This is a genomic window from Tardiphaga sp. 172_B4_N1_3, assembly GCF_052076035.1.
Lineage (GTDB): Bacteria > Pseudomonadota > Alphaproteobacteria > Rhizobiales > Xanthobacteraceae > Tardiphaga > Tardiphaga robiniae.
On record NZ_CP197238.1, the window covers coordinates 4,248,384 to 4,272,272 of the forward strand.

A 23,889-nucleotide genomic window follows, 5' to 3' on the forward strand; every position below is an offset into this window, starting at 1 on the left:
ATAGCTACCTGATGATCTTGAGGCGCTTCATCACGGCATAGGCCGATGCTGACGAAATCAATATCAGTGCGCCCGCCCAGAGAAATCCGGTTTCGACATCGGTCAGCGGCAGTCCCTTGGTGTTCATACCGAAGATGCCGGTGACCAGCGTCGGCGGCAGTAGAAGCGCGGTAAGCACTGAAAGAACGCGAAGGCTTTCGTTGCCGCGTTCCTCGATCTGCAGATGCAGCTCTTCCTGCAACAGCCGGCTGCGCTCGCGCATCTCGACGACGTTGTGATCCAGCCCGTCGAGCCGTTGCGCCAGCTTGCCGGCACGCAGCTGCAGCGACGGTTTCAACTCACGCTGACCTTTGGCCTCGAGCCGCTGGAACACGATGCGCAGCCCGGACAGCTGCCGATGCAGTCGCACGCAGGTCCGGCGCAGACGGCCGAGCTTCTGCAACATGTCACGGGAGTCGCCGGAGACCACCTGCTCCTCGATCTCGTCGAGCGATATCGCCAAACTGTCGGCGACGCCGTCCATGGTGTCGGCAACATTCTCCACGATCGTCTCAAGCAGCGCGGCCATGCTGTCGACCCGCTGGCCCTGCTCAAGCGAACGGCGCGTCGCATCGACGGCACACAGCGCGTGATGCCGGCCGCTGATCAGCAAGCGCTCGGTCATCACGAAGCGCAGATAACCAGTGTCTTCGGTCGCCTCGTCGATATCGCGCAACAGGTCCGAGATCACACCATAGATACTGTCATCGGTGGCATGGAGTTGCTGATATGTGTCCTTGGACAGCAACAAGGCACGGGCCTGCTCCGGCGCATGCAATGAGATCTGCGCTAGCCATTGCAGCGCGCGCGCGTCAGTCAGGTTGAAATGCAGCCACAGCAGCCCGCCGTGGACGAGATCGATGCCGGCATCGACCGGCAATGGCTCCGGCTTGCCGTCGGAATGGATGCGGAAGGCCCAGACCAGACCCGGAATCGGATCGGACACGCCTGGTATGGACGTCACCTCTGCAGATGTGACCGGCACTTCAAGCTGCATCGGACACCCACCGTTTTTCACGCCACGCAATACGCATGCGCCACCAAAAAATAAAATATCTGCCTGCGGCTCTCCGACTGTGTCAGTCCGCCGCAGGCACTTAATGACACCCTTGTTACAGGGATATGTCAGCCACCGTTATTCGGCGGCTTCGGCGAGTGCGGCGCTCTGCTTGTTGTAGTCATGGACGACGCGGCCATAGGGCAATGTCAGATCGGCCAGGAAATGATGCGCACCGATCACGCGGCGCACCGGAAAGTCGGCGACCGGCGCGTTGACGTGCGGGATCAGATGCAGACGGCCCGGGCCAAACCACGAACCCTTCACGGTAATATCAGTCAGGTTGATCGCTACCAGCTGACACACTTCCGCGCTGCCATCGACGCCGGGGATCAGCTTCAGATTGATCTGGGTCTTGGAGAGCGTGGCGTGCGTCGCTTCGCCATTGCCCGCCATGGCGCCGTGCTTATAGGCCATAGTGCCCATGGCCACCTGCTGCCCGGCATATTCCAGCGTGCCGGTCAGCGTGTCCTTGACCACTTCAAGTTTCGGATGGGCGTATTTCTTCGGGAAGCCCCAGATCTCGCGCCCGGCAGCGATCGGCGGATCATCGTCCAGATACATCTGCGAGACGAAGTTGACGTCCTCGCCCTTGAAGCGTGCGGGGATCACGAGGCCGGTCTCGGTGTAGCTGCCGAAGCCTGAACTATCCGGCATCTTGATCCACTCATAATGCACGATCGGCTGCTCGATCGGCTCGAGCGGCTCGGGCAGACCCATCCGAATCAGGTCCGGATCGGTTTCATAGGTGATGACGAGGAATTCGCGATTGATGAAGCGATAGGGACCGGCGGGATAGCTTGGGCCGGCCATCGGCATCGACGGCAGACGGAGGATGTCTTCCTGGCGCATCGGAAACTCCTTGGTTTGAAATCGCTGGGTTCGGATCGTTGGTTTGAACTCAGTGCGCGGTCCAACCGCCATCGACCGGCAGCGTGATGCCGGTGATCGAACGGGCGTGGTCGGTGCAGAGGAAATTGACGACCGAGGACAGTTCTTCGACGGTCACGAAACGTTTGGTGGGCTGTGCGGCCAGCAGCACATCCGAGATCACCTGCTGCTCCGTAATGCCGCGCGCCTTGGCCTGCTCCGGAATCTGCTTTTCCACCAGCGGTGTCATCACATAGCCGGGGCACACGGCGTTGACGGTGATGCCGTGTTCGGCGACTTCCAGCGCCGCCGTCTTGGTCAGCCCGGCAATGCCATGCTTGGCCGCGACATAGGCCGACTTGAACGGCGAGGCGACCAGCGCATGGGCCGAGGCGATGTTGACAATGCGGCCCCAGGACTTCGCCTTCATGTGGGGGATGGCGAGACGTGTGGTGTGAAACGCACTCGACAGATTGATCGCCACGATCGCATCCCACTTCTCGACCGGGAATTCCTCGAGCGGCGCGACATACTGGATGCCGGCATTGTTGACCAGGATATCGACGCCGCCGAATTCCTGTTCCGCCTGTGCCATCATCGCCGCGATGTCATTGCCGTCGGCCATGTTGGCGCCGCTATACAGCACCCGGACCTGATGGCTGTCGGCAAGCTCGCTGCGGATGGCCTCTATCTCATTGGCATCGCCAAAGCCGTTGAGCACGATATTGACGCCGCTGGCCGCGAGGCCGCGCGCGATGCCAAGGCCGATGCCGCTGGTGGAGCCGGTGATGATGGCGGACTTTCCAGACAGCATGCGCGCAACCCTTCGTAAGCAAACGTTAATATCTGCTTCTTTGCTAGCGATCCTGTTTGACGGCGGTATGAGGAATTTCCTTCAGCCGCGTGACGCGCTGCGTGGACTGACGCGCAGTCATCGAATTTGCCATTTGTCACAACGCCGTCACTGCTCATCTGAATTCTGCCGCCAACATTATGTAATCGTTGAGGAGAACACCCAGATGGATGCGCGGACACCCGATTCAGACATGACGGCCGAGACCGGCTGGCGCCCTGACCGCTGCGATCGTGTAGCACTGGTGCTGCAGGGCGGCGGCGCCCTCGGCGCCTATCAGGCCGGCGTGTATCAGGCGCTACATGAGCAAGGCATGGAGCCGGACTGGGTGTGCGGCGTATCGATCGGCGCTATCAATTCGGCGATCATCGCCGGCAATCCGCCGGAAGACCGGCTGGAGAAGCTGCAGATCTTCTGGGACCGCATCACCGCCCGCAAGGTCTGGCACTACACACCGGACGGCGACGTCTACCGCAAGGCCCGCAATCTCGCGAGCTCGTTCATGACCACGACCCTCGGCCAGCCGGGCTTCTTCAAGCCGCACGAGGTCAATCCGTGGTTCAGCCCGGCCGGTGCGAAGACGGCGACGAGCTATTACGACACCTCGCCGCTGCGCGACACCCTGCTCGAACTGGTCGATTTCGACCTGATCAATTCGCGCAAGACGCATTTCGCCGTCGGCGCGGTCAACGTTATCACTGGCAACTTCCTGTATTTCGACAACAAGAAGGAAGTGATCGCGCCCGAACACGTGATGGCATCAGGCGCACTGCCGCCGGCCCTGCCCATGGTAAAGATCGGCACTGATCATTTCTGGGACGGCGGCATCGTCTCCAACACGCCGCTGCAGCACCTGCTCGACCAGGAAGACAGGATGAACTCGCTGGTGTTCCAGGTCGACCTGTTCAGCGCCCGCGGCGTGCTGCCGCGCGATATTCAAGAGGTTCTGGCCCGGCACAAGGACATCGTCTACTCGTCCCGCACACGCCACAACACCGACATCTATCGGCGCATGAACAATCTGAAGTCGGAGCTCTACAAGGTCTTGCAGCGCATTCCCGACGACCAGCTTAGCGACGAGGAGCGCGCGCGGCGTGACAGCCTGTCGGATCTGCCGGAGATCACCATCCTGCAGATGATCTATCAGCAGAAGGCCTATGAGGGCGATTCCAAGGACCACGAGTTCTCGGCCACCTCGATGCGCGAGCACTGGCAGAGCGGCCTCGACGATACCCGCCGCACATTGAAGCGCCGCGACTGGCTGGCGCTGCCGGAGCAAGGCAAGGGCATCGTGGTGCACGACGTGCATCGCGAGAGCAGTTCGTAGGACATAATATTCGTCATTCCGGGGCGCATGAAGGCGGCGAAGCCGCTGAAATGCGAGCCCGGAATCCCGAAGTGTTTTGCAAAGCATTCTGGGATTCCGGGTTCGCGTGCGCGAAGATGCGCACACGTCCCGGAATGACAGCGTTGTTCGATAAAGAAGGCCCGCGCAGATGATGCGCGGGCCTTCTTCTTTTCGCGATCTGAAAGAACGAGGTCGCTACGTTTCCGCAGCGGCCTCGTTATCCTCAGAACAACTGGCTGAACAGCACGTAGAGCGAGGCCGAGAGCATGATGGCGCAGGGCAGCGTCAGCACCCAGGCCATCAGCAGGTTGCGGATGGTGGCCATCTGCAGGCCCGAGCCGTTCGCCGCCATGGTGCCCGCAACGCCGGACGACAGCACGTGGGTGGTCGAGACCGGCAGACCGAACACGTCGGCCGCGCCGATGGTAGCCGCAGCCACGAGTTCGGCCGAAGCGCCCTGCGCATAGGTCAGATGCGTCTTGCCGATCTTCTCGCCGACGGTGACGACAATGCGCTTCCAGCCGACCATGGTGCCCAAACCGAGCGCGATGGCCACGGCGATCTTCACCCAATCCGGGATGAACTTGGTCGCGGCATCGAGCGAGCCTTTATAGGCATTGAGGGTCGCGACATCTTCCTTGTTGAGGTCGTTTTCCTTGTCCTTCATCAGGAAGCGGATGGCTTCCGATGCGAGATACATGTCGTTACGGGTGTTGCCGACGGATTCCGCAGGCACCTTGTCGAGCGTGCCGTAGCTGCGAACCTGATCGCCGACCTGCTGCACGAGAACGGCGAGCGACGGATAGGTGCCTTCGCTGATCTTGCGCTGCGACACGTAAGTGGTCACCGCCGGACGAGGATCGCCGATGATGCTGTGGCCGGCCCCCTTGGCTGCGATCACCTTGGCGGCCGCGATGGAGTTGACCTGGAACTGGGCGACGCGGGATTCCGGCAATGCGCGGTTGAGCGCATAGGCGGTCGGCACGGTGCCGATCAGCACCAGCATGATCAGGCCCATGCCCTTCTGACCGTCATTCGAACCATGTGCGAAGGACACGCCGGTGCAGGTGGCGATCAGGATGCCGCGGATCCACAACGGCGGCGCCTTGTTGCCGTCCGGTGCTGCGTACAAAGCCGGGTTACGCACGAGGAATTTCAGCACCAGCAGCAGGATGGCGGCGCAGGCGAAGCCGAACAGCGGCGACAGCAGCAGCGCATAGCCGATTTCGGTGGCCTTGCCCCAATCCACACCCGAGGTGCCGTCACGGCCGCGCATCAGCGCATTGGCGATACCGACGCCGATGATCGAACCGATCAGCGTGTGCGAGCTAGAGGCCGGCAGGCCGAGATACCAGGTGCCGAGATTCCAGATGATCGCTGCGATCAGCAGCGCGAACACCATGGCAAAGCCGGCGCCGCTGGAGACCTGCAGGATCAATTCCACTGGCAGCAGCGAGACGATGCCGAAGGCTACCGCGCCCGTGGAAAACAGCACGCCGAGGAAGTTGAAGAAGCCCGACCACATCACGGCGAATTCCGCCGGCAGCGAGTGGGTGTAGATGACCGTGGCCACCGCATTGGCGGTGTCATGGAAGCCGTTGACGAATTCGAAGCCGAGCGCGATCAGCAGCGCCACGAACAGCAGGAGGTAAGGCAGGTAGCTGGTAACGCGGGTGCCGGTGGCATTGACGTCGACATAAATGCTGTAGGCGACGAACAGGAGGCCGGCGGCCAGGATCCCGAAAAACAGGATCATCGTCAGCGGGTTAAAACCCTTGTCGAGATTGGGCCGCGAGGCCGGCTCAACAGCCGCGCCTCCGGAAATGGATTGATTGGCAGTGAAATCGGTCATGAAACGCCCCCGTTACAGGTTAAGAGGCGTTAATCTCTGCACCACGGATGCGAAGCCCGGATGACAGGCGCGACAATTTGTCTGTTACGGGTTGTGACAGTCATGCGTCGCCGACAGGCCGGCATGTGACAGGGCTCAGATCGCCGAGGCGACCTTTTCGAGCCCGATCATGCGCGCCAGTGCACGGACTTCGCGCTTCTGGTCCTCACGCAACTGGAACAGCAACGGCATCGCAGCGGACTTGAGCTGCTGCACCTCGTCGCTGTCGGGATCGATCGGCGGAGCGCCGGCTGACGGACTGGCTTGTTTGGTCTCGTGAATCCTGCGCGCCACGTTGCGCAGCGCCGCTTCGACGCCGGGCCAGTAGGATTCCTGCGACGCGGTCAGATTGAGCCGGCTCTTGATCGCCGAAATCTGCGCATCGCTGAGCAGCGTATAGGTCTTCTGCACCGGCTTGGCAGCGGCCTTGGGCTTGGCGGTCGGCTGCGGCACCACGATCGGGGCAAGCACCGTCGAACCGGGCACTTCGATCGGACTGTCGGATGCAAAGGCCTGGCGCAACGGACTGCCGTCAACGCTCGGGACCTGCTGCGGATCGAGCGACGCCATCATGGCGCCGGCCAATGGCAACTTGTCTTTCTTGCCTTGCGTATTGGAAACCGGCCCGCGCGACACCGCGACCGAATTTTGCGCAGCACTGTCGTCATATGACAGCGACAGCGATGGGATGCTATCGCGACCGAGGATGCTCGCAACAGCCACGCCGGTCAGCAACAGGCAGCCCAGCACAAGAAGGGTCAGCGCACGCGTCAAGCCAGTCTCCGAAATTCAGGACTACCAGAGGTACCTGTCCTCACAAATGGAGATTAATTAAGGCCTAACCATACCGTAACGGTGCGATAATACTCACAGAGGTTCAGGCGGCGTTGGCGAGAACATAGGCTTCCTGGATATCGCTCACGATATCGGAGGCTTCCCACAGCGCATCCGGGGCGACCGACTGCATGCTGATGGTCCAGTTCGCGCCCTTTCCGGCGCGGGGCGTACTGACGATGTCGAACTGCACCTCGCGGCACAGCGGATGACGGCCGAAAGCTGCGGCCACGCGTGCCTTGATCTCCTCGATCGTGGCCGGCGTCTTCGCGAAATAGGCTTCGATATCCATGATGGCCCCTGAATCGGTTGATTCCCGATCAGGGCATTGTTGGTTCCACAGGATTTAATGAATGGTTAATTTTGCTGCACCGCTGGCAGATTGATACCACCGCTGCGGGAGGCTCAGCCCAGCAGTTGATCGAGCCGATCCCGGAGCTGATCCTGATGATAAGGCTTGGCAAGCCGCGGCAGATCGAGCTGAGCGCCTTCGGGCAAATCCGCATAGCCGGTCGCGAGCAGGACCGGCAGCGAGGGCCGCATTTCGCGGGAATGAGCCGCAAGTTCGATGCCCGTCATGCCGGGCATCACATGATCCGTCATCATCAGATCGAGCGGCTCGTCGCTTTTAAGAATCTCCAGCGCATGCCGCCCCGAAGTCGCGGGGATCACGCGATGGCCGAGATCCTCCAGCATCTCCATCGTCGACATCGCGATGAGAGGATCGTCATCGACAAACAGGATCACGGCAGAGCGCGCGGCATGGCGCATGACATGGGCCGTATCGGCGGCCTCCGGCTTCCTGTCGGTGACCGGCAGCACGAGGGTCGCCGTCGTTCCCTTGCCGACGACGCTCGAGAGATCGAGCGTGCCGCCGAGCTGTACAGCCAGACCGTGCACCATGGACAGACCGAGACCAGTCCCCTTGCCGACCGGCTTGGTCGAGAAGAACGGCTCGATCGCCTTCTTCAACGTCTCCGGCGACATGCCGGCGCCATTGTCGATGATCGACACCTTGAGATAGTCGCCAGGCTTCAGAATCGGGTCGCCCTTGCCGACCCGATGCTTCTTCACCTTGATATCGATGGAGCCGCCGTCCTGCATGGCGTCGCGCGCATTGATCGCGAGATTGAGGATGGCGAGTTCGAGCTGATTGGGATCGATCTGCGCCCTCGGCAGATCGTCGGGAATATCGAGACGTAGCGCGACGCGCGGCCCGAGCGAGCGCTCGAGCAGATCGCTCATGCCGCGGACCAGCGCACCGAGATCGACGGCCACCGCTTTCAGATCCTGCTGCCGCGCGAAGGCCAGCAGCCGCTGCGTCAGCGAGGCGCCGCGCTCGGCGCCCTGCATCGCGCCTTCGACCAGTCGTTTCAGCCGCGGATCATCCGGCATGCGCTTGCGCAGCAGATCGAGATTACCCATCACCGCCATCAGTAGATTGTTGAAGTCATGTGCGACGCCACCAGTGAGCTGGCCGATGGTCTCCATCTTCTGCGCCTGGCGCAGTTGGTCCTGCGCCTTCTCGCGCGCCGCAACTTCCTTCATCAAGTCATTAGTGCGTTCCTCGACGCGCTGTTCGAGCGTCGCCGTGAGCTCGGCAAGCGCGGACCGCTCCGTCGTCAACTGCTCCAGCAAATTGTCGCGATCGATATCGGCAGACTTTCGCGCCGTAATATCAACGGAGACGCCAACCAGCGTTTTCGGCTTGCCGTCAGGCCCACGGACCATGCGCGCACGCGTCTCGACCCAATGCACCGAGCCGTCCGGCCAGATGTTCCGATATTCGACATTGTAATCCGCGCCGGCCATCAGCGTCGCATCGAGCGCCTGCTGGCGTTGCTCGCGATCATCGGGATGAACCGCGGCCTGCAACTCGCTGAACGTGAATGACTGATCCGGTCGGCGGCCGAAGCATGCCTTGGTCGTATCCGAGACCTCCAGCCGCAGTTCGGGCAGATGCAGTTCGAGCGTCCCGAGCCGTCCCGCATCGAGCGCCGTCTGCAACAGTCCCTGACTGTCGCCGAGGTCTTCGAGAATAGCACGCGTCTGATACTGACGCCGGCGCGCGCGGACGGCCGAACCGACGATCGAAATCAGGGTTGTCGGATGAAACGGGCGCTCGATGAACGTCACATTGCCGAGCAACTGTCCGAGCCGCGCGGCATCCGGGTTGCGCTCCGGTCCGCCGCCCTGACGCGTCAGCAGCACGATAGGGAAATCGGACCACGACGGCTGGTCGTGCAGCCAATTGCCGAGACCGCGCAGATCGACGGTCTTGATCGCCTCGTCGGCGATGACAGCCACGCCGGCGCCGCCCTTGATCTCCTCGAACAACGTCGGAAAATCCGCGCAAGGCTGCGCGTAGAAACCGGCCTCGCGGATCAAGGCCGCAGCCACGGCAGAATCGCGCCCTGTGGGAGCAAGGATGACAGCACGCTCGGAGGAACGCCCCGGTTTCACGCCGAGGATCCCTCGAGCAGAGAGCTTTGACCGCTATAGACGGGTACGCCGCGCAACACGCCCTGGAATTCGCTGAGCGGCGCACCAATTGTCAGCCCTCGCCCGTCGATCCGGTATTCGCGAATGGTGTCCTCATGCGCGCTGGTTCGTTTCTTGATCACCGAAATGGCGCGACGAACACTGCCCCGAGCTTCGAAATAGCGAAGAAGAATGACGGTATCGGCGAGATACGTTACGTCTACCGGCGCCTTCATCTCGCCGACGAGCCCGTGCTGCGCCACCGTCATGAAGGTCGCTGCACCCCTGCGGTTGAGATATTGCAGGAGCTCATGCATGTGCAGGATCAGCGAGTTCTCTTCCGGCATCGAGGCCTGGTAGCCATTGAGACTATCGATCACGACGGTCTTGATGTTGTGCTCGTCGATCTGACGACGGACGCGATGCGCAAATTCACCCGGCGACAATTCGGCAGCATCGACCTGTTCGACGAATAGATGCCCGCTCGCCTGCATGGCGGCGAGATCGATTCCAATCCCCTTCATGCGATCGAACAGCAGTCCAAGCTCCTCGTCGAAGATAAACATGGCCGCCTTCTCGCCGCGTTTGACGGCCGCGACCACATTGACGATCGCCGTGAGTGATTTGCCGGTGCCCGCGGGCCCGAGAATCAATGTGCTCGAGCCTGTTTCGATGCCGCCGCCGAGCAGTTGGTCGAGTTGCGCAATGCCGCTCGACTTGGTCTTGCGATCCATGCTGTTGCGGAATTCGGATGCGACCAGCCGAGGAAAAACGTTAAGCCCGCCCGTGGTGATGGTAGCATCGTGGTAGCCGCCGCGAAACTTGACGCCGCGATACTTGATCACCCGCGCACGCCGACGCTCTGCGCCGTAGGAGGGTGCCAGTTCTTCGAGCCGCAGCACGCCATGGGCGACGCTGTGCACTGTCTTGTCGGCTACTTCCGCCGTGAGGTCGTCGAGCAGCATCACCGTCGTGCCGAATTTTGCGAAGTAATGCTTGATAGCCAGTATCTGGCGGCGATAACGCAGCGAGCTCTGCGCCAGCAACCGGATTTCGGACAGGCTGTCCAGCACGACCCTGGTCGGCTGGGTGCGTTCCACGGCCTCGAATATCTGCTTGGTGGTTTCGCCGAGTTCGAGGTCGGACGAATAGAGCAGGCTCTGTTGCTGATCCTCGTCAAGCAGGCTTTCCGGCGGCAGGAGCTCGAAAACTTCAATGCTCTTGTCGAGGGTCCAGCCATGGGACGCTGCGCCATCGCGCAACTCACTATCCGTTTCGGATAGCGTGATGTAGAGACACTTCTCTCCGACCCGCGCGCCCTCCAGCAAGAACTGCAACGCGACCGTGGTCTTGCCTGTCCCCGGCGCGCCTTCGACAAGAAAAATGTGACCTCGGGAGAATCCGCCGGAGAGGATATTATCCAATCCCCAGATGCCGGTCCTGGCTTTGTCGTCCTGCACGTGCGTCGAACTCATACTGCCCCCTGACGCGCGATAACCGGGGCAATATCAATCGGTTCCCTGTCCAGGACAAAAATTCTAAAAAGCGCGGTCGTCAACGTTTCTCAATGACCAGGCTCTGCACTGCCCGGCCGAAATAACCATTGATATCGGCGAGCTTCGACGCAGCAAGACCGGCGCCATCCGGCCCGATCCAACTCTCCCCGTCCAGCAGGATCCAGTCGCCCACCGGCGGACGTGACAGGCTCACGGTGAGGTCGGCATTCAGGAATGTCCAGTCGTCGAAACTCAGCACCGGTGACGAGCCGTTGCTGAAGTCGGCCGCGATCACCGCACGCATCACCTGCGAGAGACCGGCGCCTTCGACGATCGGCCGGTTGGCCCGGTACCAGATCGCGCCCGGCCCCAGCGACAGGAAACCGCCGCGCACCGCGCGAATGGTCATGCCGGTGACGAAGGGACTGCTGGCGTAACGTGGCTCGAGCAATCCACCCTGATCCGGCGGCGGCACCGTGACCGGCGGATCACCGATCTCCGGCGGCAGTGGCTGCGCCTCCGCCCTGATCTTCAGCACCGTCGCACGCACCACCACGGTGCCGTTCGCCATGAGACGAATGCCACACAGCTGAATCTTGCGACCCTCGCGCAGCACTTCCGTCTCGAAAGTGAGCGGCGCCACCGGCACCGGCCGTAACAAGTCGATGGTGACACGCGTCACATGCATCGGGCTTGCGGTGGGCATCTGCTCAGCCAACCACGTCACCAGCGCCGATGGCGCCGAGCCGTGCTGCATGGTCTCGTTCCACGGACCCGCAGCATGCGGGCTGGTGACGACATGGTTGCCGTCCACGCGATAGATGGCGTCCATCAGATCGGCCTTCTCAATGCAGGATCAGAGCGGCGGATCGATCGCTTCGTCATATTCCTTCTTGAAGCGCGCAACGAGCTCGGCCACCGGCACGACCTTCGACACGCTGCCGATGCCCTGGCCGCTGCCCCAGATCTCCTTCCAGGCCTTTGGCTTGGCACGCTCGCCACTGGCGTCGGTGCCGAAATTCATCTTGGTCGGATCGGACTCCGGCAGATTGTCCGGATCCATGCCGGCGGCGACGATGGACGGCTTCAGGTAGTTGCCGTGAACGCCGGTGAAGAGATTCGAATAGACGATGTCTTCCGAGCCGGAAGCCGCGATCATGTCCTTGTAGCCAGGCACCGCATTCGCTTCGGTAGTGGCGATGAAGGCCGAACCGATATAGGCGAAGTCGGCACCGAGGATACGCGCGGCGCGAATGGCGCGACCGTTGGCGATGGCGCCCGACAGCGCGATCGGACCGTCGAACCACTGCCGGGTCTCGGCGACGAACGCGAGCGGCGAAATCTCGCCAGCATGACCGCCGGCGCCTGCCGCAACGAGGATCAGGCCGTCAGCCCCCTTCTCGATCGCCTTGTGCGCGAAACGCTGATTGATGACGTCATGAAACACGATGCCGCCCCAGGCATGGGCCGCCTGATTGAGTTCTTCACGCGCGCCAAGCGAGGTGATCATCATCGGCACTTTATGCTTTTCGCAAAGCGCCATGTCCTGCTCGAGCCGGTTGTTGGACTTGTGCACGATCTGGTTGACCGCGAAGGGTGCGGAGAGCCGATCCGGATGCGCCTTGTCATGCGCGGCGAGTTCTTCCTTGATCCGGTGCAGCCATTCGTCGAGCAGCGCCGCCGGACGCGCATTCAGCGCGGGAAACGCGCCGACGATACCGGCCTTGCACTGCGCGATGACGAGATCCGGCACCGAAATGATGAATAGCGGCGAACCGATCACGGGCAGCGACAGGCGGTTCTTGAACAAAGCCGGCATCGACATGGGAAATTCCTCGACTTCTTTTCTTGATTTGTGCGCGATCCTGCGCGCCTGCCCCCGGTCGATCCGGGTGCGGGCGGACGATGCCAGAAGCGTGGGGCTGATGGCAATTGCGCTGCGGGAGAAAAAAGCCGGACCCCGAGCGGCGTTCGTCCGGTACGCGGAATAATGGGGCACCACATTATCCAGGTGGCGCCCCATTATCAGGATGACTGATCGATTATCGGCAAGCGCCCGATCAAGCCGGATCTGACATCGTCACACGGTTCTTGACGCTGGGACGCTGGTTCATCCTTGCGTACCAGGCGTGGAGAGCCTCGTACTCCGCAGGCACCTCGAGCTTCACGAGACCGGCGAAGATCAAACCGCCAATTACCGTGATATCGGCCATCGAGAAAAAATTGCCGGCGATGAATGGCTGCTTTTTCAACACCCCGTCAAAGTACGCCATTCCCCTGAGCGCCTTGTCGCGCTGGCGGAAACCCCACTCGGCATTTTGATAGATCTCGACGTGGGGTCCGAGCCCCGGTGTTGCGTGATGGAAATAGACACTGATGGCGTCGAGCAGCTCCAGCTCGGCACGCTTGCTCATCATGTGGATCAAGCCCGTGTCGCGCGGCGTGCCGCCGGTGAGCGTGGGGGAGCCGTCAAGTCCGTCGAGATATTCGGTAATGGCCGTGCATTCGGCAATGAAAGTGCCGTCGTCGAGTTCGAGCACCGGCAGCGTGCCTGAGTAGTTCTTGGCGAGAAACGCCGGCTTCTTGTGCTCGCCTTTGGTGAGATCGACCGACACAAAATTGATGCGCGATCGAAGCTTCTTCTCGGCCACCGCGATCCGGACGCGCGCCGGGTAAGGCCCTGTGCTCCAGTCGTGAATCGTCATCATCGGGAGCTTTGTCGCGTTGCCATTGGAGATCTGAGTATTCATTAGTTTATCCTACCTATCAGTTGGTAGGGTGATTTACGGCTTTGATTTACAGGCGGCAACGCCTATCTATCACTTGGTAGGCCGCAAACACGGGGTTGTGAGACCGGGACATGAGTTCGAATTCCAGAGAAGCCATCCTGGCGGCAGCCAAGCTCACTGCGCAGTCCCATGGCTATAGCGGCCTGAATTTCCGCGATCTCGCGGCAGAGGTCGGCATTAAGGCTGCGAGCATCTACCACCACTTCCCGAGCAAGGCCGATCTCGGCGCCGCGGTTGCCAGGCGCTATTGGGAGGACTCGGCCGCCTATCTGGAGACGTTGCAGGCCGAGTCCACCGATCCGGCCGCGTGCCTGCGCCAATATCCCGGCACGTTCCGCAAGGCGCTGGAGAGCGGCAACCGCATGTGCCTCTGCAGCTTCATGGCCGCCGAATATGACGACCTGCCGGAGCCGGTGAAGAAAGAGATCCGGACCTTCACGGATATCAATGTGGCATGGCTGAGCAAGGTTCTCACCGCTGTGACCGCCGCGAGCCCTGAGAAGAGCGGACCGCGTGCGCGCGCTATCTTCGCCGCCATCACCGGCGCCCAGCTGATGGCAAGAAGCCGCGCGGATGTCTCGCTCTATGACACGCTCATCGAGAGCTATCGCGCAGCGGGTCTGTTGCCGGCATAGACCTACTGGCAGAGCGCCTGGGTGACGTAATTTTCCGTCTTGCAGTCACCCGGCTCCGGCGCGCGGCCGGGGATCATGGCCCTGGGCGAGCAGCTTTGCGCGGCGTCGGTGTCGAGGCTCTTGCCGTCCTTGAAGCCCTTGCTCTGACACAGTTTGTCTGAGGCCGCCTTGCAGTCGGGTGCGCCATTGGCAGCGACCGGACAAGCCACCCGTCCCTTCACCACCGTGTTCAGCTTGGTCAGGCTGTCGGTGCCGAGCGACGGCATGGTGGGCAGCGACGGCAGCAGCGAGGTGGAATTCTTGAACAGCTTGCCGATCTCGTTGAACAGGCCGGGATTCTCGGGCGCCGGGGGCGGTGACGGCGGCGGCGCCTGTTCAGCCATCGGAGCCGGCGCGAAAGCCGCGGCAGGCGGGGGTGCGGCCGAGGGAGCCGGGACAACCTGAATCGTGATCGATTTCTGCGGCGCCGGTTGCTGCTGCATCGCCTGCGACCAGGCGCACATCGTAGCTGCGCCCACGGCCAGCGCCGCGATCGCAGCGACGACGCAGTTGCGGGTTACCGGAGCCAACAGACAGGTCAAATCGAACATGATGCGAAATGTATCCCGGCACCTGCGCCGGGGGAAGCATCCTGATCTAGAACAGCCGGAATGCGATGATGAAGCCGAGCACCAAAACGCCGACGCCCAGCGCAACCCACAGACCCAGACGCTTCTCGATGGTCTCGCGAATCCACACGCCGTACCGGTTGAGCAGGATGGCGACGACATAGAAGCGCACGCCACGGGCAACCACCGACAGCGCGATGAACATCCAGATATTATAGTTGGCGAAGCCTGACGTGATGGTGACAAGCTTGTAGGGGATCGGCGTCAACCCCTTCAGCAGGATGATCCATGCGCCATATTCGGCATAGCCGGCGCGGAATGCCTCGACCTTGTCGCCATAGCCATAGAAATGAATGACCCATTGGCCGACGGAGTCATACAGCACCGCGCCGATGAGATATCCCACCACGCCGCCAAGCACTGAGGTAATGGTGCAGATGCCCGCATAGAGCCAAGCCTTCTGTGGCCGGGCCAGCGCCATCGGAATCAGCATCACATCCGGCGGCACCGGAAAGAACGAACTTTCCGCGAAGGACACGATGCCCAAAATCCAGAGGGCATAGGGCTTGTGGGCGGCGTCGATACACCAGTCATACATTCGTCTGAGCATGGTTCGCGATGAACCATCCTGACGCCGATTTGTCTATGGCTGGGCTGACACGCGCGAGATGAAAAGCTTAACTCAACTTGCGAAGGCGACGACCTTCGAGCGCGACAATTGGCCGCCGCGCAGCGCTTTGCTCGATGGATTTGGGCCGTTTCGGCGGTTTCGGGAGCTTTTCGGCGATACCGAGCATGTCTTCACGCCGGCTCATCTCGGCCCAGACCTGCTCAGGACGCACGCCCGCGGCCGCCCACAATACAGTCAAATTGTAGAGAAGATCGGCGCTTTCACGGATCACGGCGTCCGGCTTGCGGTTGATCGCATCGATGACGACCTCGATGGCCTCCTCGGCCAGCTTCTTCGCCATCTTTTCCGGCCCCTGCTGATAAAGCCGGGCCGTTCGCGAGACCGATGGATCGAGATCCTTGGCCGCGATCACCGCCTGATAAAGCCGGTCGAGCGAATCACTCATGCAACTACACTATCCCAAAGCCGTGGCCAGCGCGTTAACGCCTGGCTTTCAAGTGTCTGCAACGACGTCAAAACGCCGGCCGCAAGCGCGACCGGCGTTTGATAGTTAAGTGACAGTTGCATGACGAAATAAGTTGTGACCGATCGCGAACTACCAGGTCATCCGACGCGAATTATCATAACCATGACCACCGCCGTAGCCGCGATACGGTACGCCACCGTAATAGGCAGGACCGCCGTCATAATAGGCTGGGCCACCGCCGTAGTAGCCGTAGCCCGGGCCATTATCGTAGTAATAGTCGCGACGGCTCTGCGTTGCAGCGATTGCGCCAATCGTACCGACGATGGCGCCAAAGGCCGCAAGGCCGGCCGCATTGCCGCCACCGCGATAATGGCGACGACGCGCGCTGCTGAAATCGGTCGCATCGCTGATGCCGTGAGTTGCCACAGCCTGGCTCGTGCTCTTGGCGACAGGCGCCGCGATTGCTCCGGTCGGCGCAATTGCCGAGATCGTCATGGCCGCGACGGTCGCCACGATGGCGGCGCGGCCGGTCTTATTAAACAATCCATTTCGTACGAACATCTCAATGTCCTCCGTGGTCGTCTGGCCCTGTGGGCCTCTGTATAGCCAACCACTTCGGCCACTATGAGTTCCCCAACCCCAACGGCAGCTGAACGATCGGTGTCCAAATCGGGGCAGTCATCTCCCGTTCAGCCTTTTACGGTTAGAAACGACGCGCAAGATGTCGCACCATGGCGCCATCAATCAGACATGCCCGGCGGGGTAACTGCCGGTCCGTCAGTCGTTAAGTATCTTGATGCCCAGAAACGCGACCAACATTTCCCGGCGGCATGTCCTCCTCTCGCTGAGTGCGCTGGGCTCCGTCGCTTTTTGCGCATCATCGGGACACGCCGCTGCTGACGACAAGGCGCCTGACGACAAAGCACCGACCAATATCCAGTTTGCGCTCGATCGCGCAGTCGATGCGATTGCCGCACCTTTCGTGCTCGCCGATGCCCGCGGCCTGTACCGGGCCGAGAACTTGAATGTAACCACCACCGTGGCCGCGGGATCGAAGGAGGCCATCGCGCGGATCGCTTCCGGCGCCTGCGACATGGCGTTGGCCGATCTCAATGCGTTGATCCGCTATCGCGGCGACACCGACGCCGCGACGGTGAAAGCCGTCTTCGTACTGCTCAACGTAGCACCCTATGCCATCGTCGCCCGCAAGAGCCGCGGCGTGATCTCGCTCGGTAGCCTTGAAGGAAAAGTGCTTGGGGTCGCTGATCGCGATCTCGCGATCCGGCTATGGCCGGCACTGGCCAAGCGCAACAACATCAAGCTTGCAGCCGTGAAGCTGGAGAGGATCAGCGCCGCGGTGCGCGAACCGATGCTCTCGGCCGGTCAGGTCGATGCGGTCACCGGCTTCTCCTATCTTTCGGCGGTCAACCTGCGCGACCGCGGCGTCCCCGCCGATGACCTGGCGGTGTTTCGTTTCGCCGAGTTCGGCTCCGCCGCCTATGGCCTCACGCTGATCGTCAATCCGAAATTCGCTGCCGCCAGACCTGAGGCCGTGAAAGCATTCATTCGTGCCGTCACCGCCGGGACGCAGTTGGCGATCCAGGACCCGGCCAAGGCGATCACCGACGTCATGACCCAGATGGAGAATGGTTCGCGCGAGCTCGAACTGACGCGGCTCCACATTGCCATTACCGACAATATCCTGACCGACGACGTCCGCCGCGACGGGCTGGGTGGCATCGACGCCGCACGCTTTGAGGCGTCGCTCAACGAGATCGCCGAAGATTTTACCTTCAAGAAGCGGCCCTCAGCCGCGGACATCTTCGACGACAGCTTCCTGCCGGGCTCGGTCGGCCGCAAGATGAACTGAAGAAGTTCAACTGAACAACTTTTCCCGAAGCTGTATTCGGCTGCCATCCCCGCCTAGACTGTGTGCAATCGGTTATCCCGTTCGCGCTGCGCTGAGTGACCTCCCATGATCCGTCTTTACACCCGTGTGCTGGAGCTGCTCGGCAAGGAGAGGCGCCTTGGCTGGATCCTGGCGGGCGCCAACCTGCTGCTGGCCGGCGCGCAATTCGCCGAACCGGTGCTGTTCGGCCGGATCATCGACGTGCTCTCCGGCAATCTCTCGACGGCCGCGATGCAGACGGACAGCGCATCGCCCTGGCCGCTATTGGCGGCCTGGGTTGCGTTCGGCCTGTTCACCATCGTCTGCGGCGCGGTGGTGGCGCTTCATGCGGATCGCCTCGCGCATCGCCAGCGCCAGGCGGTGCTGACCGATTATTTCGAACACATCATGCAACTGCCGCTGACCTTCCACACCGGCACGCATTCAGGACGCCTGATGAAAGTGATGCTGGCCGGCACCGATGCCCTCTGGCGCGTCTGGCTCGGCTTCTTCCGCGAGCACTTCGCCTCCATCGTCTCGCTGTTCGTGCTGCTGCCGCTGTCGATCTATCTGAACTGGCGGCTGGCGATCCTGCTCGTGATCCTGTGCGTCGTATTCACGGTGCTGACCACCATGGTCGTGCGCAAGACATCGGGCATGCAGAGCGACGTCGAGGAGCATTACGGCGACCTTTCCGCGCGCGCCTCCGACGCGCTGGGCAATGTCGCGCTGGTGCAGAGCTTCACGCGCATCGATGCCGAGGTACAGGGCCTGCGCGGCGTCTCCAGCCAGTTGCTCGAAAAGCAGATGCCGGTGCTGTCGTGGTGGGCACTGGTCTCGGTGATGACGCGCGCCTCCACCACCATCACGGTGCTGGCGATCTTCACCGTCGGCATCGCGCTGCATCAGCAAGGTCTCACCACCGTCGGCGAAATCGTGATGTTCGTCAGTTTTGCGACGATGCTGATCCAGAAGCTCGAACAGGTGGTCTCCTTCATCAACACCATCTTCATGGAAGCACCGCGGCTGCGCGATTTCATGAACGTCCTCGATGCAGTACCCGCGGTGCGCGACCGCATCGACGCCATGGATCCCGGCCGGCTGCAGGGCATGGTCGAATTCAACGACGTGTCGTTCTCCTATGACGGCAAGCGGCCGGCCATCGCGGATCTGTCCTTCACGGCGCTGCCCGGCGAGACCATCGCCCTCGTCGGCGCCACCGGCGCGGGCAAATCCACCGCTATCGCACTGCTGCACCGGGCCTTCGACCCGCAATCCGGCATCATCTCGATCGACGGTATGGATGTCCGTGCACTCACCCTGTCGGGCCTGCGCCGAAACATCGGCGTCGTGTTTCAGGAGGCGCTGCTGTTCAATCGCTCCATCGCCGACAACCTGCGCGTCGGCAAGCCGGATGCGACGGACGAAGAGTTGCGCATTGCCGCTGCCCGCGCCCAGGCGCTCGATTTCATCGAACGCAGCGATAACGGTTTCAACACCAATGCCGGCGAACGTGGCCGCATGCTGTCCGGCGGCGAGCGGCAACGGCTGTCGATCGCCCGTGCGCTGCTGAAGGATCCGCCGATCCTGATCCTCGACGAGGCCACCAGCGCGCTCGATGCCGTGACCGAGGCCAAGCTCAACGTCGCTCTCGATGAAGTGATGAAGGGCCGCACCACCTTCGTGATCGCGCACAGGCTGTCCACCATCCGCAACGCCACGCGCATCCTCGTATTTGAGAACGGCCGCGTGATCGAAGCGGGAACTTTCGATGAACTCGTGATGCAGGGCGGCTATTTCGCCAGTCTGGCCGCCGCCCAGTTCATGGTTCAGGAGGACGCACGCGCCAGCATGGCCCTGCCCGATGTCGCCGAACCCCTTTGATGTCTTTGGAGAACCGGTCGAAATTTGGCCCCTTTCATCACCGATTTAACCGGCTCGCCACTGTTCTGATGCTCTCGGCCGGTATAGGTTTGCAGCCGTCACCGCGTGACGGCAGACCGACATGAGAGCCCCGAACCTCAAATCCAAGAATTGCTGCGCGCGGTGCTGGAGCACTGCAGGCGGGCCGCAAAGGACCGGAATCGGATAGTGCAGTTTCACTTCGCATCGCGCCGCCTGCTATCACTCAACTGGTTCATTCTCGCCGCGGCACTTGCGCTCGGCGTGACTGCGCCGCGCACGGCCAGTGCTGAAGCGCTTCTGCTTGTCGAAGCCGATACCGGCAAGGTCCTGCAGGCCGAGAACGCGACCTATCCGTGGCACCCCGCCTCCGTCACCAAGCTGATGACGACCTATGTCACGCTGCAGGCGGTGAAGCAGGGACGCATCAACCTCGACACGGTGGTGACAGTGTCGCCGATCGCCTCCGCACAGTCGCCATCCAAGATGGGCTTCAAGGCCGGCACGCAGGTCACCATCGATAACGCGTTGAAGATGATGATGGTGAAGTCGGCCAACGACATGGCCGTCGTGCTCGCCGAAGGCGTCGGCGGCTCCGTCGACGGATTTTCCGCGATGATGAATGCCACGGCGCAGAAGCTCGGCATGACGCAAACCCACTATGTCAATCCGAACGGCCTGCCCGCGGACGAACAGGTGACCTCGGCGCGCGACCTCGCGATCCTTGCGCGTGCGATCATTCGCGACCTGCCGGAATACGAATATTTCGTCCATATTCCCGCGATCAAATTCGGCCGCCGCATCACGCCGAACTTCAACAAGCTGATCGGCCGCTATCCCGGCGCCGACGGCATGAAGACCGGTTTCATCTGCGCCTCCGGCTACAATCTTGTCGCCACCGCCACCCGCGGCAACAAGCGGCTGATCGCGGTGGTGCTCGGCGCCTCGTCCGGCCAGGCGCGCGCCGTCAAGGCCGCGCAGCTGCTGGAACGCGGCTTCAACACCGGCACAGGCGGCCTGACCTGGCTGCAGCCGGCGCTCGGCACCGTGGATGCCCTCGCACCGATCGACGCTGCACCGCCCAACCTGCGCGACGAGATGTGCGGACCGAAACGTAAGCGCCCGGCCAGCGACGCCGATGATGAAGTCGTCGCCAGCAACGAAGCCAGCAGCCAGGCCATGTCGTTCTTCACCGCCGGCCTGCAGCCGCCAACGCTGCGCCCGGTCGACATGATCGCCGCAGCTGCCGCACCGGTCGAGCCGGTGATCGTTTATATTGGGCCGAAGAAGACCGGTGCCGACCTGATCGCCGCCAATGCGGTGGAAGAAGCCCGGCAGACGCCGAAGCCCAAGGGCAAGAAGGGCACCAAGACCGCCGCCAAGAAGCCTGATGCGGCAGCCGACAGCAAGGACGCCAAAACCGCGGCATCGGCCGAGGCGAAACCAGCCGCGAAACCTGCGGCCAAACCGGCTGCAAAACAGGCAGCGGTGAAACCGGATGCAGCCGCGCCGAAACCGGCCGCTGCGGCTAAGCCAGCAGCCGCCAAACCCGCTGCTGCCACGGCAGCCACCGCCGCTCCGGCCACAACGCCGGCCAAGCCGAAGGCAGCGGCCAAACCCGCACCGAAGGCTACCACCGGCGAAGCCAAGCCGGCTGCGGCAGCTCCGCGCACTTAGACCTTCGTCGACAAGGCTCAACTATCATCGTTAACGCGGCCGGTTTCCGGCTGCGTCATGTTGCGCCGCGCCTTGCTATCAAGGGCAGCTTTGCTCAATACTTCGACGAAATAATCAAATCGAGGGGGAAGTGTCATGGAGCGTATCTGGCTCAAACAATATCCGGCAGGCGTGCCAGCCGACATCGACGTCAGCCTGTATCCGTCGCTGGTCGATCTGCTCGAAGAGAGCTTTGCCAAATTCCGCGATCGCAAAGCCTTCATCTGCATGGACAAGTCGATCACCTATCGTGAGCTCGACGAAATGTCCCTGGCGCTCGGCGCCTATCTGCAGAGCAAGGGCCTCGCCAAGGGCGCCCGTGTCGCGCTGATGATGCCGAACGTGCTGCAATATCCGATCGCCACCTCCGCCGTGCTGCGCGCCGGCTATGCTGTGGTCAACGTCAACCCGCTCTACACGCCGCGCGAGCTCGAGCATCAGCTCAAGGATTCCGGTGCCGAAGCCATCATCGTGCTGGAGAACTTCGCCTCGACCGTGCAGCAGGTGATCGCCAAAACCAATGTGAAGCACGTCATCCTCGGCAGCATGGGCGACATGCTCGGCTTCAAGGGCGTGATCGTCAATCTCGTGGTCCGCCGCGTGAAGAAGATGGTGCCGGCTTACGAATTGCCGGGCGCTGTCTGGTTCAACGATGCAGTCTCCGCCGGCCGCAGCATGAAGATGAAGAAGCCGGTGCTCGGGCCCGACGACGTCGCCTTCCTGCAATATACCGGCGGCACCACCGGCGTTTCCAAGGGCGCGACGCTGCGCCATCGCAACATCCTGGCCAATGTGCTGCAGAACGATGCCTGGCTGCAGCCGGCACTGCGCAAGCCGCCGCATGTGGACCAACTCTTCATCGTCTGCGCGCTGCCGCTGTATCATATCTTCGCGCTGACGGCCTGCTTCCTGCTTGCCGTGCGCGCCGGCGGCGTCAACCTCCTGATCCCGAACCCGCGCGATATGCCGGGCTTCGTGAAGGAGCTGATGAAGTATCAGGTCAACAGCTTCCCGGCCGTCAACACGCTCTATAACGGCCTGCTGAATACGCCCGGTTTCGACCAGGTGGACTTCTCCAAGCTGAAGATTTCCAACGGCGGCGGCATGGCGGTGCAGAAGGCGGTGGCCGAGCGCTGGCTGAAGACGACCGGCTGCTTCGTCGCCGAAGGCTACGGCCTGTCGGAAACCTCGCCGACGCTGACCTGCAACCCGGCCGATGTCGATCAGTTCAACGGCTCGATCGGCGTGCCGGTGCCATCGACCTGGATCTCGATCCGCGACGACGACGGCAACGAAGTGCCGCTCGGCGAGCCTGGCGAGATTTGCGCCAAGGGTCCGCAGATCATGTCGGGCTACTGGAACCGGCCGGACGAGACCGCCAAGGTGATGACCGCGGACGGTTTCTTCCGCACCGGCGATATCGGCATCATGAGCCCCGACGGTTTCACCAAGATCGTCGATCGCAAGAAGGACATGGTGCTGGTCTCGGGCTTCAACGTCTATCCGAACGAGGTCGAGGACGTCATCGCCAGCCATCCCGGCGTGCTGGAATGCGCCGTGATCGGCGTGCCCGATCCGAAGACCACCGAGGCGGTGAAGGCCTTCGTCGTCAAGAAGGATCCGAACGTCACCGCCGAGGACATCATCAAGTTCTGCGGCACCCAGCTCACCAATTACAAGGTGCCGAAACAGATCGAATTCCGCACCGCTTTGCCGAAGACCAATGTCGGCAAGATCCTGCGCCGCGAACTCCGCGACGAGAAGAAGCAGGCCTCAGCGGCCTGACACACTGCTATAGGGTGGGCCCGCTTTCGCATGGCCCACCCTATGGATTTCAGCATGACTGCAACGACTCCTGCCGACATCATCGCCTTCTGGACAGACGCCGGCTGGGACCGCTGGTACGCCAAGAACGACGATTTCGATGCCGAGATCACCCGCCGCTTTCGCGCGCTGTGGGATGAGGCCGTCGCAGGCAACCTTGCGTCATGGGAGGCCAGTGACGAGGGCACGCTCGCTTTGATCCTCGTGCTCGACCAGTTTCCCCGCAACATGTTCCGCAACGACCCGCGCGCTTTTTCCAGCGATCGCCTCGCTTGCGACCTCACGATCAAGGCCGTCGCGCGCGGCGTCGATCAGCGCGTCGACCAGCAGATGCAGCAGTTCGTCTATATGCCACTGATGCATTCGGAAGACCTCGCCGATCAGGAGCGCTGCTGCGCGCTGTTTCGCGCCACCGGCGAGACCGACAATCTGAAATTCGCCGACGAGCACGCCGACATCATCCGGCGCTTCGGCCGCTTCCCGCACCGTAACCGGGTGCTGGGGCGCAGCACCACGGCGGAGGAACAGGCGTTTCTCGATGCCGGCGGCTTCGGCGGGTGA

22 protein-coding genes are annotated in these 23,889 nt (G+C 62.1%); 7 read left to right on the plus strand and 15 right to left on the minus strand.

The window, feature by feature from the left end:
• Positions 1-4: 4 nt before the first annotated feature.
• The 3 genes from AB7783_RS20120 to AB7783_RS20130 form a co-directional block, all read right to left on the minus strand.
• Positions 5-1,036: a transporter gene (locus AB7783_RS20120; protein WP_441278609.1), complete on the minus strand. Its 1,032-nt coding sequence runs from the start codon at positions 1,034-1,036 to the stop codon at positions 5-7.
• A gap of 138 nt (positions 1,037-1,174) precedes the next feature.
• Positions 1,175-1,948 carry an acetoacetate decarboxylase gene (locus AB7783_RS20125; RefSeq protein ID WP_439078498.1) on the minus strand — a complete coding sequence of 258 codons (774 nt, stop codon included), beginning with the start codon at positions 1,946-1,948 and terminating at the stop codon, positions 1,175-1,177.
• Positions 1,949-1,997: 49 nt separating this feature from the next.
• Entirely contained in the window at positions 1,998-2,780 is a 783-nt protein-coding gene (locus tag AB7783_RS20130; protein ID WP_089267658.1) for a 3-hydroxybutyrate dehydrogenase, read from the minus strand.
• A 205-nt stretch (positions 2,781-2,985) separates the two neighbouring features.
• On the opposite strand from AB7783_RS20130, the gene AB7783_RS20135 reads away from it, so the two are divergent.
• Positions 2,986-4,146, plus strand: coding sequence for a patatin-like phospholipase family protein (locus AB7783_RS20135; RefSeq protein WP_184512141.1), 1,161 nt, complete (start codon positions 2,986-2,988; stop codon positions 4,144-4,146).
• Positions 4,147-4,390: 244 nt separating this feature from the next.
• Here AB7783_RS20135 and AB7783_RS20140 read toward each other — a convergent pair whose 3' ends face one another.
• The 8 genes from AB7783_RS20140 to AB7783_RS20175 form a co-directional block, all read right to left on the minus strand.
• Positions 4,391-6,019, minus strand: coding sequence for an inorganic phosphate transporter (locus tag AB7783_RS20140; protein ID WP_089267659.1), 1,629 nt, complete (start codon positions 6,017-6,019; stop codon positions 4,391-4,393).
• A gap of 135 nt (positions 6,020-6,154) precedes the next feature.
• Complete coding sequence (locus AB7783_RS20145; RefSeq protein WP_441278610.1) at positions 6,155-6,832, minus strand: hypothetical protein; 678 nt, start codon at positions 6,830-6,832, stop codon at positions 6,155-6,157.
• Between the two features lie 103 nt (positions 6,833-6,935).
• The gene (locus AB7783_RS20150) at positions 6,936-7,184 is read right to left on the minus strand and encodes a hypothetical protein (RefSeq protein WP_068729285.1); all 249 of its coding nucleotides are present in this window, start codon (positions 7,182-7,184) and stop codon (positions 6,936-6,938) included.
• A gap of 113 nt (positions 7,185-7,297) precedes the next feature.
• The gene (locus AB7783_RS20155) at positions 7,298-9,292 is read right to left on the minus strand and encodes an ATP-binding protein (RefSeq protein ID WP_441278611.1); all 1,995 of its coding nucleotides are present in this window, start codon (positions 9,290-9,292) and stop codon (positions 7,298-7,300) included.
• Between the two features lie 59 nt (positions 9,293-9,351).
• A complete protein-coding gene (locus tag AB7783_RS20160) occupies positions 9,352-10,848 on the minus strand; it encodes an ATPase domain-containing protein (protein ID WP_441278612.1) in 1,497 nt (498 codons plus the stop codon).
• A 79-nt stretch (positions 10,849-10,927) separates the two neighbouring features.
• Positions 10,928-11,701, minus strand: coding sequence for a thioesterase family protein (locus AB7783_RS20165; RefSeq protein WP_439078501.1), 774 nt, complete (start codon positions 11,699-11,701; stop codon positions 10,928-10,930).
• Positions 11,702-11,725: 24 nt separating this feature from the next.
• Positions 11,726-12,694 (minus strand): NAD(P)H-dependent flavin oxidoreductase, encoded by a 969-nt coding sequence (locus AB7783_RS20170; RefSeq protein WP_068729293.1) that lies wholly within the window; start codon positions 12,692-12,694, stop codon positions 11,726-11,728.
• Between the two features lie 235 nt (positions 12,695-12,929).
• Positions 12,930-13,574, minus strand: coding sequence for a glutathione S-transferase (locus AB7783_RS20175; protein ID WP_441279728.1), 645 nt, complete (start codon positions 13,572-13,574; stop codon positions 12,930-12,932).
• A 155-nt stretch (positions 13,575-13,729) separates the two neighbouring features.
• On the opposite strand from AB7783_RS20175, the gene AB7783_RS20180 reads away from it, so the two are divergent.
• Positions 13,730-14,293 (plus strand): TetR/AcrR family transcriptional regulator, encoded by a 564-nt coding sequence (locus AB7783_RS20180; protein WP_441278613.1) that lies wholly within the window; start codon positions 13,730-13,732, stop codon positions 14,291-14,293.
• 2 nt (positions 14,294-14,295) lie between these two features.
• On the opposite strand, the gene AB7783_RS20185 is transcribed toward AB7783_RS20180, so the two are convergent.
• The 4 genes from AB7783_RS20185 to AB7783_RS20200 all read right to left on the minus strand — a co-directional run bounded on the left by AB7783_RS20185 (position 14,296) and on the right by AB7783_RS20200 (position 16,559).
• Positions 14,296-14,883: a hypothetical protein gene (locus AB7783_RS20185; RefSeq protein ID WP_441278614.1), complete on the minus strand. Its 588-nt coding sequence runs from the start codon at positions 14,881-14,883 to the stop codon at positions 14,296-14,298.
• A 46-nt stretch (positions 14,884-14,929) separates the two neighbouring features.
• Complete coding sequence (locus AB7783_RS20190; protein ID WP_089267665.1) at positions 14,930-15,511, minus strand: YqaA family protein; 582 nt, start codon at positions 15,509-15,511, stop codon at positions 14,930-14,932.
• A 67-nt stretch (positions 15,512-15,578) separates the two neighbouring features.
• Positions 15,579-15,977: a phosphoribosyl-ATP diphosphatase gene (gene hisE, locus AB7783_RS20195; RefSeq protein WP_089267666.1), complete on the minus strand. Its 399-nt coding sequence runs from the start codon at positions 15,975-15,977 to the stop codon at positions 15,579-15,581.
• A gap of 150 nt (positions 15,978-16,127) precedes the next feature.
• Positions 16,128-16,559, minus strand: a complete 432-nt coding sequence (locus AB7783_RS20200; protein WP_441278615.1) for a hypothetical protein — start codon at positions 16,557-16,559, stop codon at positions 16,128-16,130.
• Positions 16,560-16,794: 235 nt separating this feature from the next.
• Between AB7783_RS20200 and AB7783_RS20205 the strand changes: the two genes are divergently transcribed.
• From AB7783_RS20205 to AB7783_RS20225, 5 genes are all read left to right on the plus strand, one after another.
• On the plus strand, positions 16,795-17,868 hold the full coding sequence (locus AB7783_RS20205; RefSeq protein ID WP_441278616.1) for an ABC transporter substrate-binding protein: 1,074 nt from the start codon (positions 16,795-16,797) through the stop codon (positions 17,866-17,868).
• Positions 17,869-17,973: 105 nt separating this feature from the next.
• The gene (locus tag AB7783_RS20210) at positions 17,974-19,770 is read left to right on the plus strand and encodes a glucan ABC transporter ATP-binding protein/ permease (protein ID WP_120287318.1); all 1,797 of its coding nucleotides are present in this window, start codon (positions 17,974-17,976) and stop codon (positions 19,768-19,770) included.
• Between the two features lie 207 nt (positions 19,771-19,977).
• Positions 19,978-21,465, plus strand: a complete 1,488-nt coding sequence (locus tag AB7783_RS20215) for a D-alanyl-D-alanine carboxypeptidase family protein (RefSeq protein WP_441278617.1) — start codon at positions 19,978-19,980, stop codon at positions 21,463-21,465.
• Positions 21,466-21,600: 135 nt separating this feature from the next.
• The gene (locus AB7783_RS20220; RefSeq protein WP_089267671.1) at positions 21,601-23,289 is read left to right on the plus strand and encodes a long-chain fatty acid--CoA ligase; all 1,689 of its coding nucleotides are present in this window, start codon (positions 21,601-21,603) and stop codon (positions 23,287-23,289) included.
• A gap of 54 nt (positions 23,290-23,343) precedes the next feature.
• Positions 23,344-23,889, plus strand: coding sequence for a DUF924 family protein (locus AB7783_RS20225; RefSeq protein WP_441278618.1), 546 nt, complete (start codon positions 23,344-23,346; stop codon positions 23,887-23,889).

What these genes read in the sequence shown, in the direction of transcription:
- AB7783_RS20175 (WP_441279728.1), bottom strand. Translation starts at nt 13,574, where the DNA reads ATGACGATTCACGACTGGAGCACAGGGCCTTACCCGGCGCGCGTCCGG.
- AB7783_RS20200 (WP_441278615.1), bottom strand. Translation starts at nt 16,559, where the DNA reads ATGTTCGTACGAAATGGATTGTTTAATAAGACCGGCCGCGCCGCCATC.
- AB7783_RS20120 (WP_441278609.1), bottom strand. Translation starts at nt 1,036, where the DNA reads ATGCAGCTTGAAGTGCCGGTCACATCTGCAGAGGTGACGTCCATACCA.
- AB7783_RS20140 (WP_089267659.1), bottom strand. Translation starts at nt 6,019, where the DNA reads ATGACCGATTTCACTGCCAATCAATCCATTTCCGGAGGCGCGGCTGTT.
- AB7783_RS20220 (WP_089267671.1), top strand. Translation starts at nt 21,601, where the DNA reads ATGGAGCGTATCTGGCTCAAACAATATCCGGCAGGCGTGCCAGCCGAC.
- AB7783_RS20205 (WP_441278616.1), top strand. Translation starts at nt 16,795, where the DNA reads ATGCCCAGAAACGCGACCAACATTTCCCGGCGGCATGTCCTCCTCTCG.
- AB7783_RS20130 (WP_089267658.1), bottom strand. Translation starts at nt 2,780, where the DNA reads ATGCTGTCTGGAAAGTCCGCCATCATCACCGGCTCCACCAGCGGCATC.
- AB7783_RS20150 (WP_068729285.1), bottom strand. Translation starts at nt 7,184, where the DNA reads ATGGATATCGAAGCCTATTTCGCGAAGACGCCGGCCACGATCGAGGAG.
- AB7783_RS20190 (WP_089267665.1), bottom strand. Translation starts at nt 15,511, where the DNA reads ATGCTCAGACGAATGTATGACTGGTGTATCGACGCCGCCCACAAGCCC.
- AB7783_RS20225 (WP_441278618.1), top strand. Translation starts at nt 23,344, where the DNA reads ATGACTGCAACGACTCCTGCCGACATCATCGCCTTCTGGACAGACGCC.
- AB7783_RS20180 (WP_441278613.1), top strand. Translation starts at nt 13,730, where the DNA reads ATGAGTTCGAATTCCAGAGAAGCCATCCTGGCGGCAGCCAAGCTCACT.
- AB7783_RS20165 (WP_439078501.1), bottom strand. Translation starts at nt 11,701, where the DNA reads ATGGACGCCATCTATCGCGTGGACGGCAACCATGTCGTCACCAGCCCG.
- AB7783_RS20125 (WP_439078498.1), bottom strand. Translation starts at nt 1,948, where the DNA reads ATGCGCCAGGAAGACATCCTCCGTCTGCCGTCGATGCCGATGGCCGGC.
- AB7783_RS20185 (WP_441278614.1), bottom strand. Translation starts at nt 14,883, where the DNA reads ATGTTCGATTTGACCTGTCTGTTGGCTCCGGTAACCCGCAACTGCGTC.
- AB7783_RS20160 (WP_441278612.1), bottom strand. Translation starts at nt 10,848, where the DNA reads ATGAGTTCGACGCACGTGCAGGACGACAAAGCCAGGACCGGCATCTGG.
- AB7783_RS20135 (WP_184512141.1), top strand. Translation starts at nt 2,986, where the DNA reads ATGGATGCGCGGACACCCGATTCAGACATGACGGCCGAGACCGGCTGG.
- AB7783_RS20170 (WP_068729293.1), bottom strand. Translation starts at nt 12,694, where the DNA reads ATGTCGATGCCGGCTTTGTTCAAGAACCGCCTGTCGCTGCCCGTGATC.
- AB7783_RS20210 (WP_120287318.1), top strand. Translation starts at nt 17,974, where the DNA reads ATGATCCGTCTTTACACCCGTGTGCTGGAGCTGCTCGGCAAGGAGAGG.
- hisE (WP_089267666.1), bottom strand. Translation starts at nt 15,977, where the DNA reads ATGAGTGATTCGCTCGACCGGCTTTATCAGGCGGTGATCGCGGCCAAG.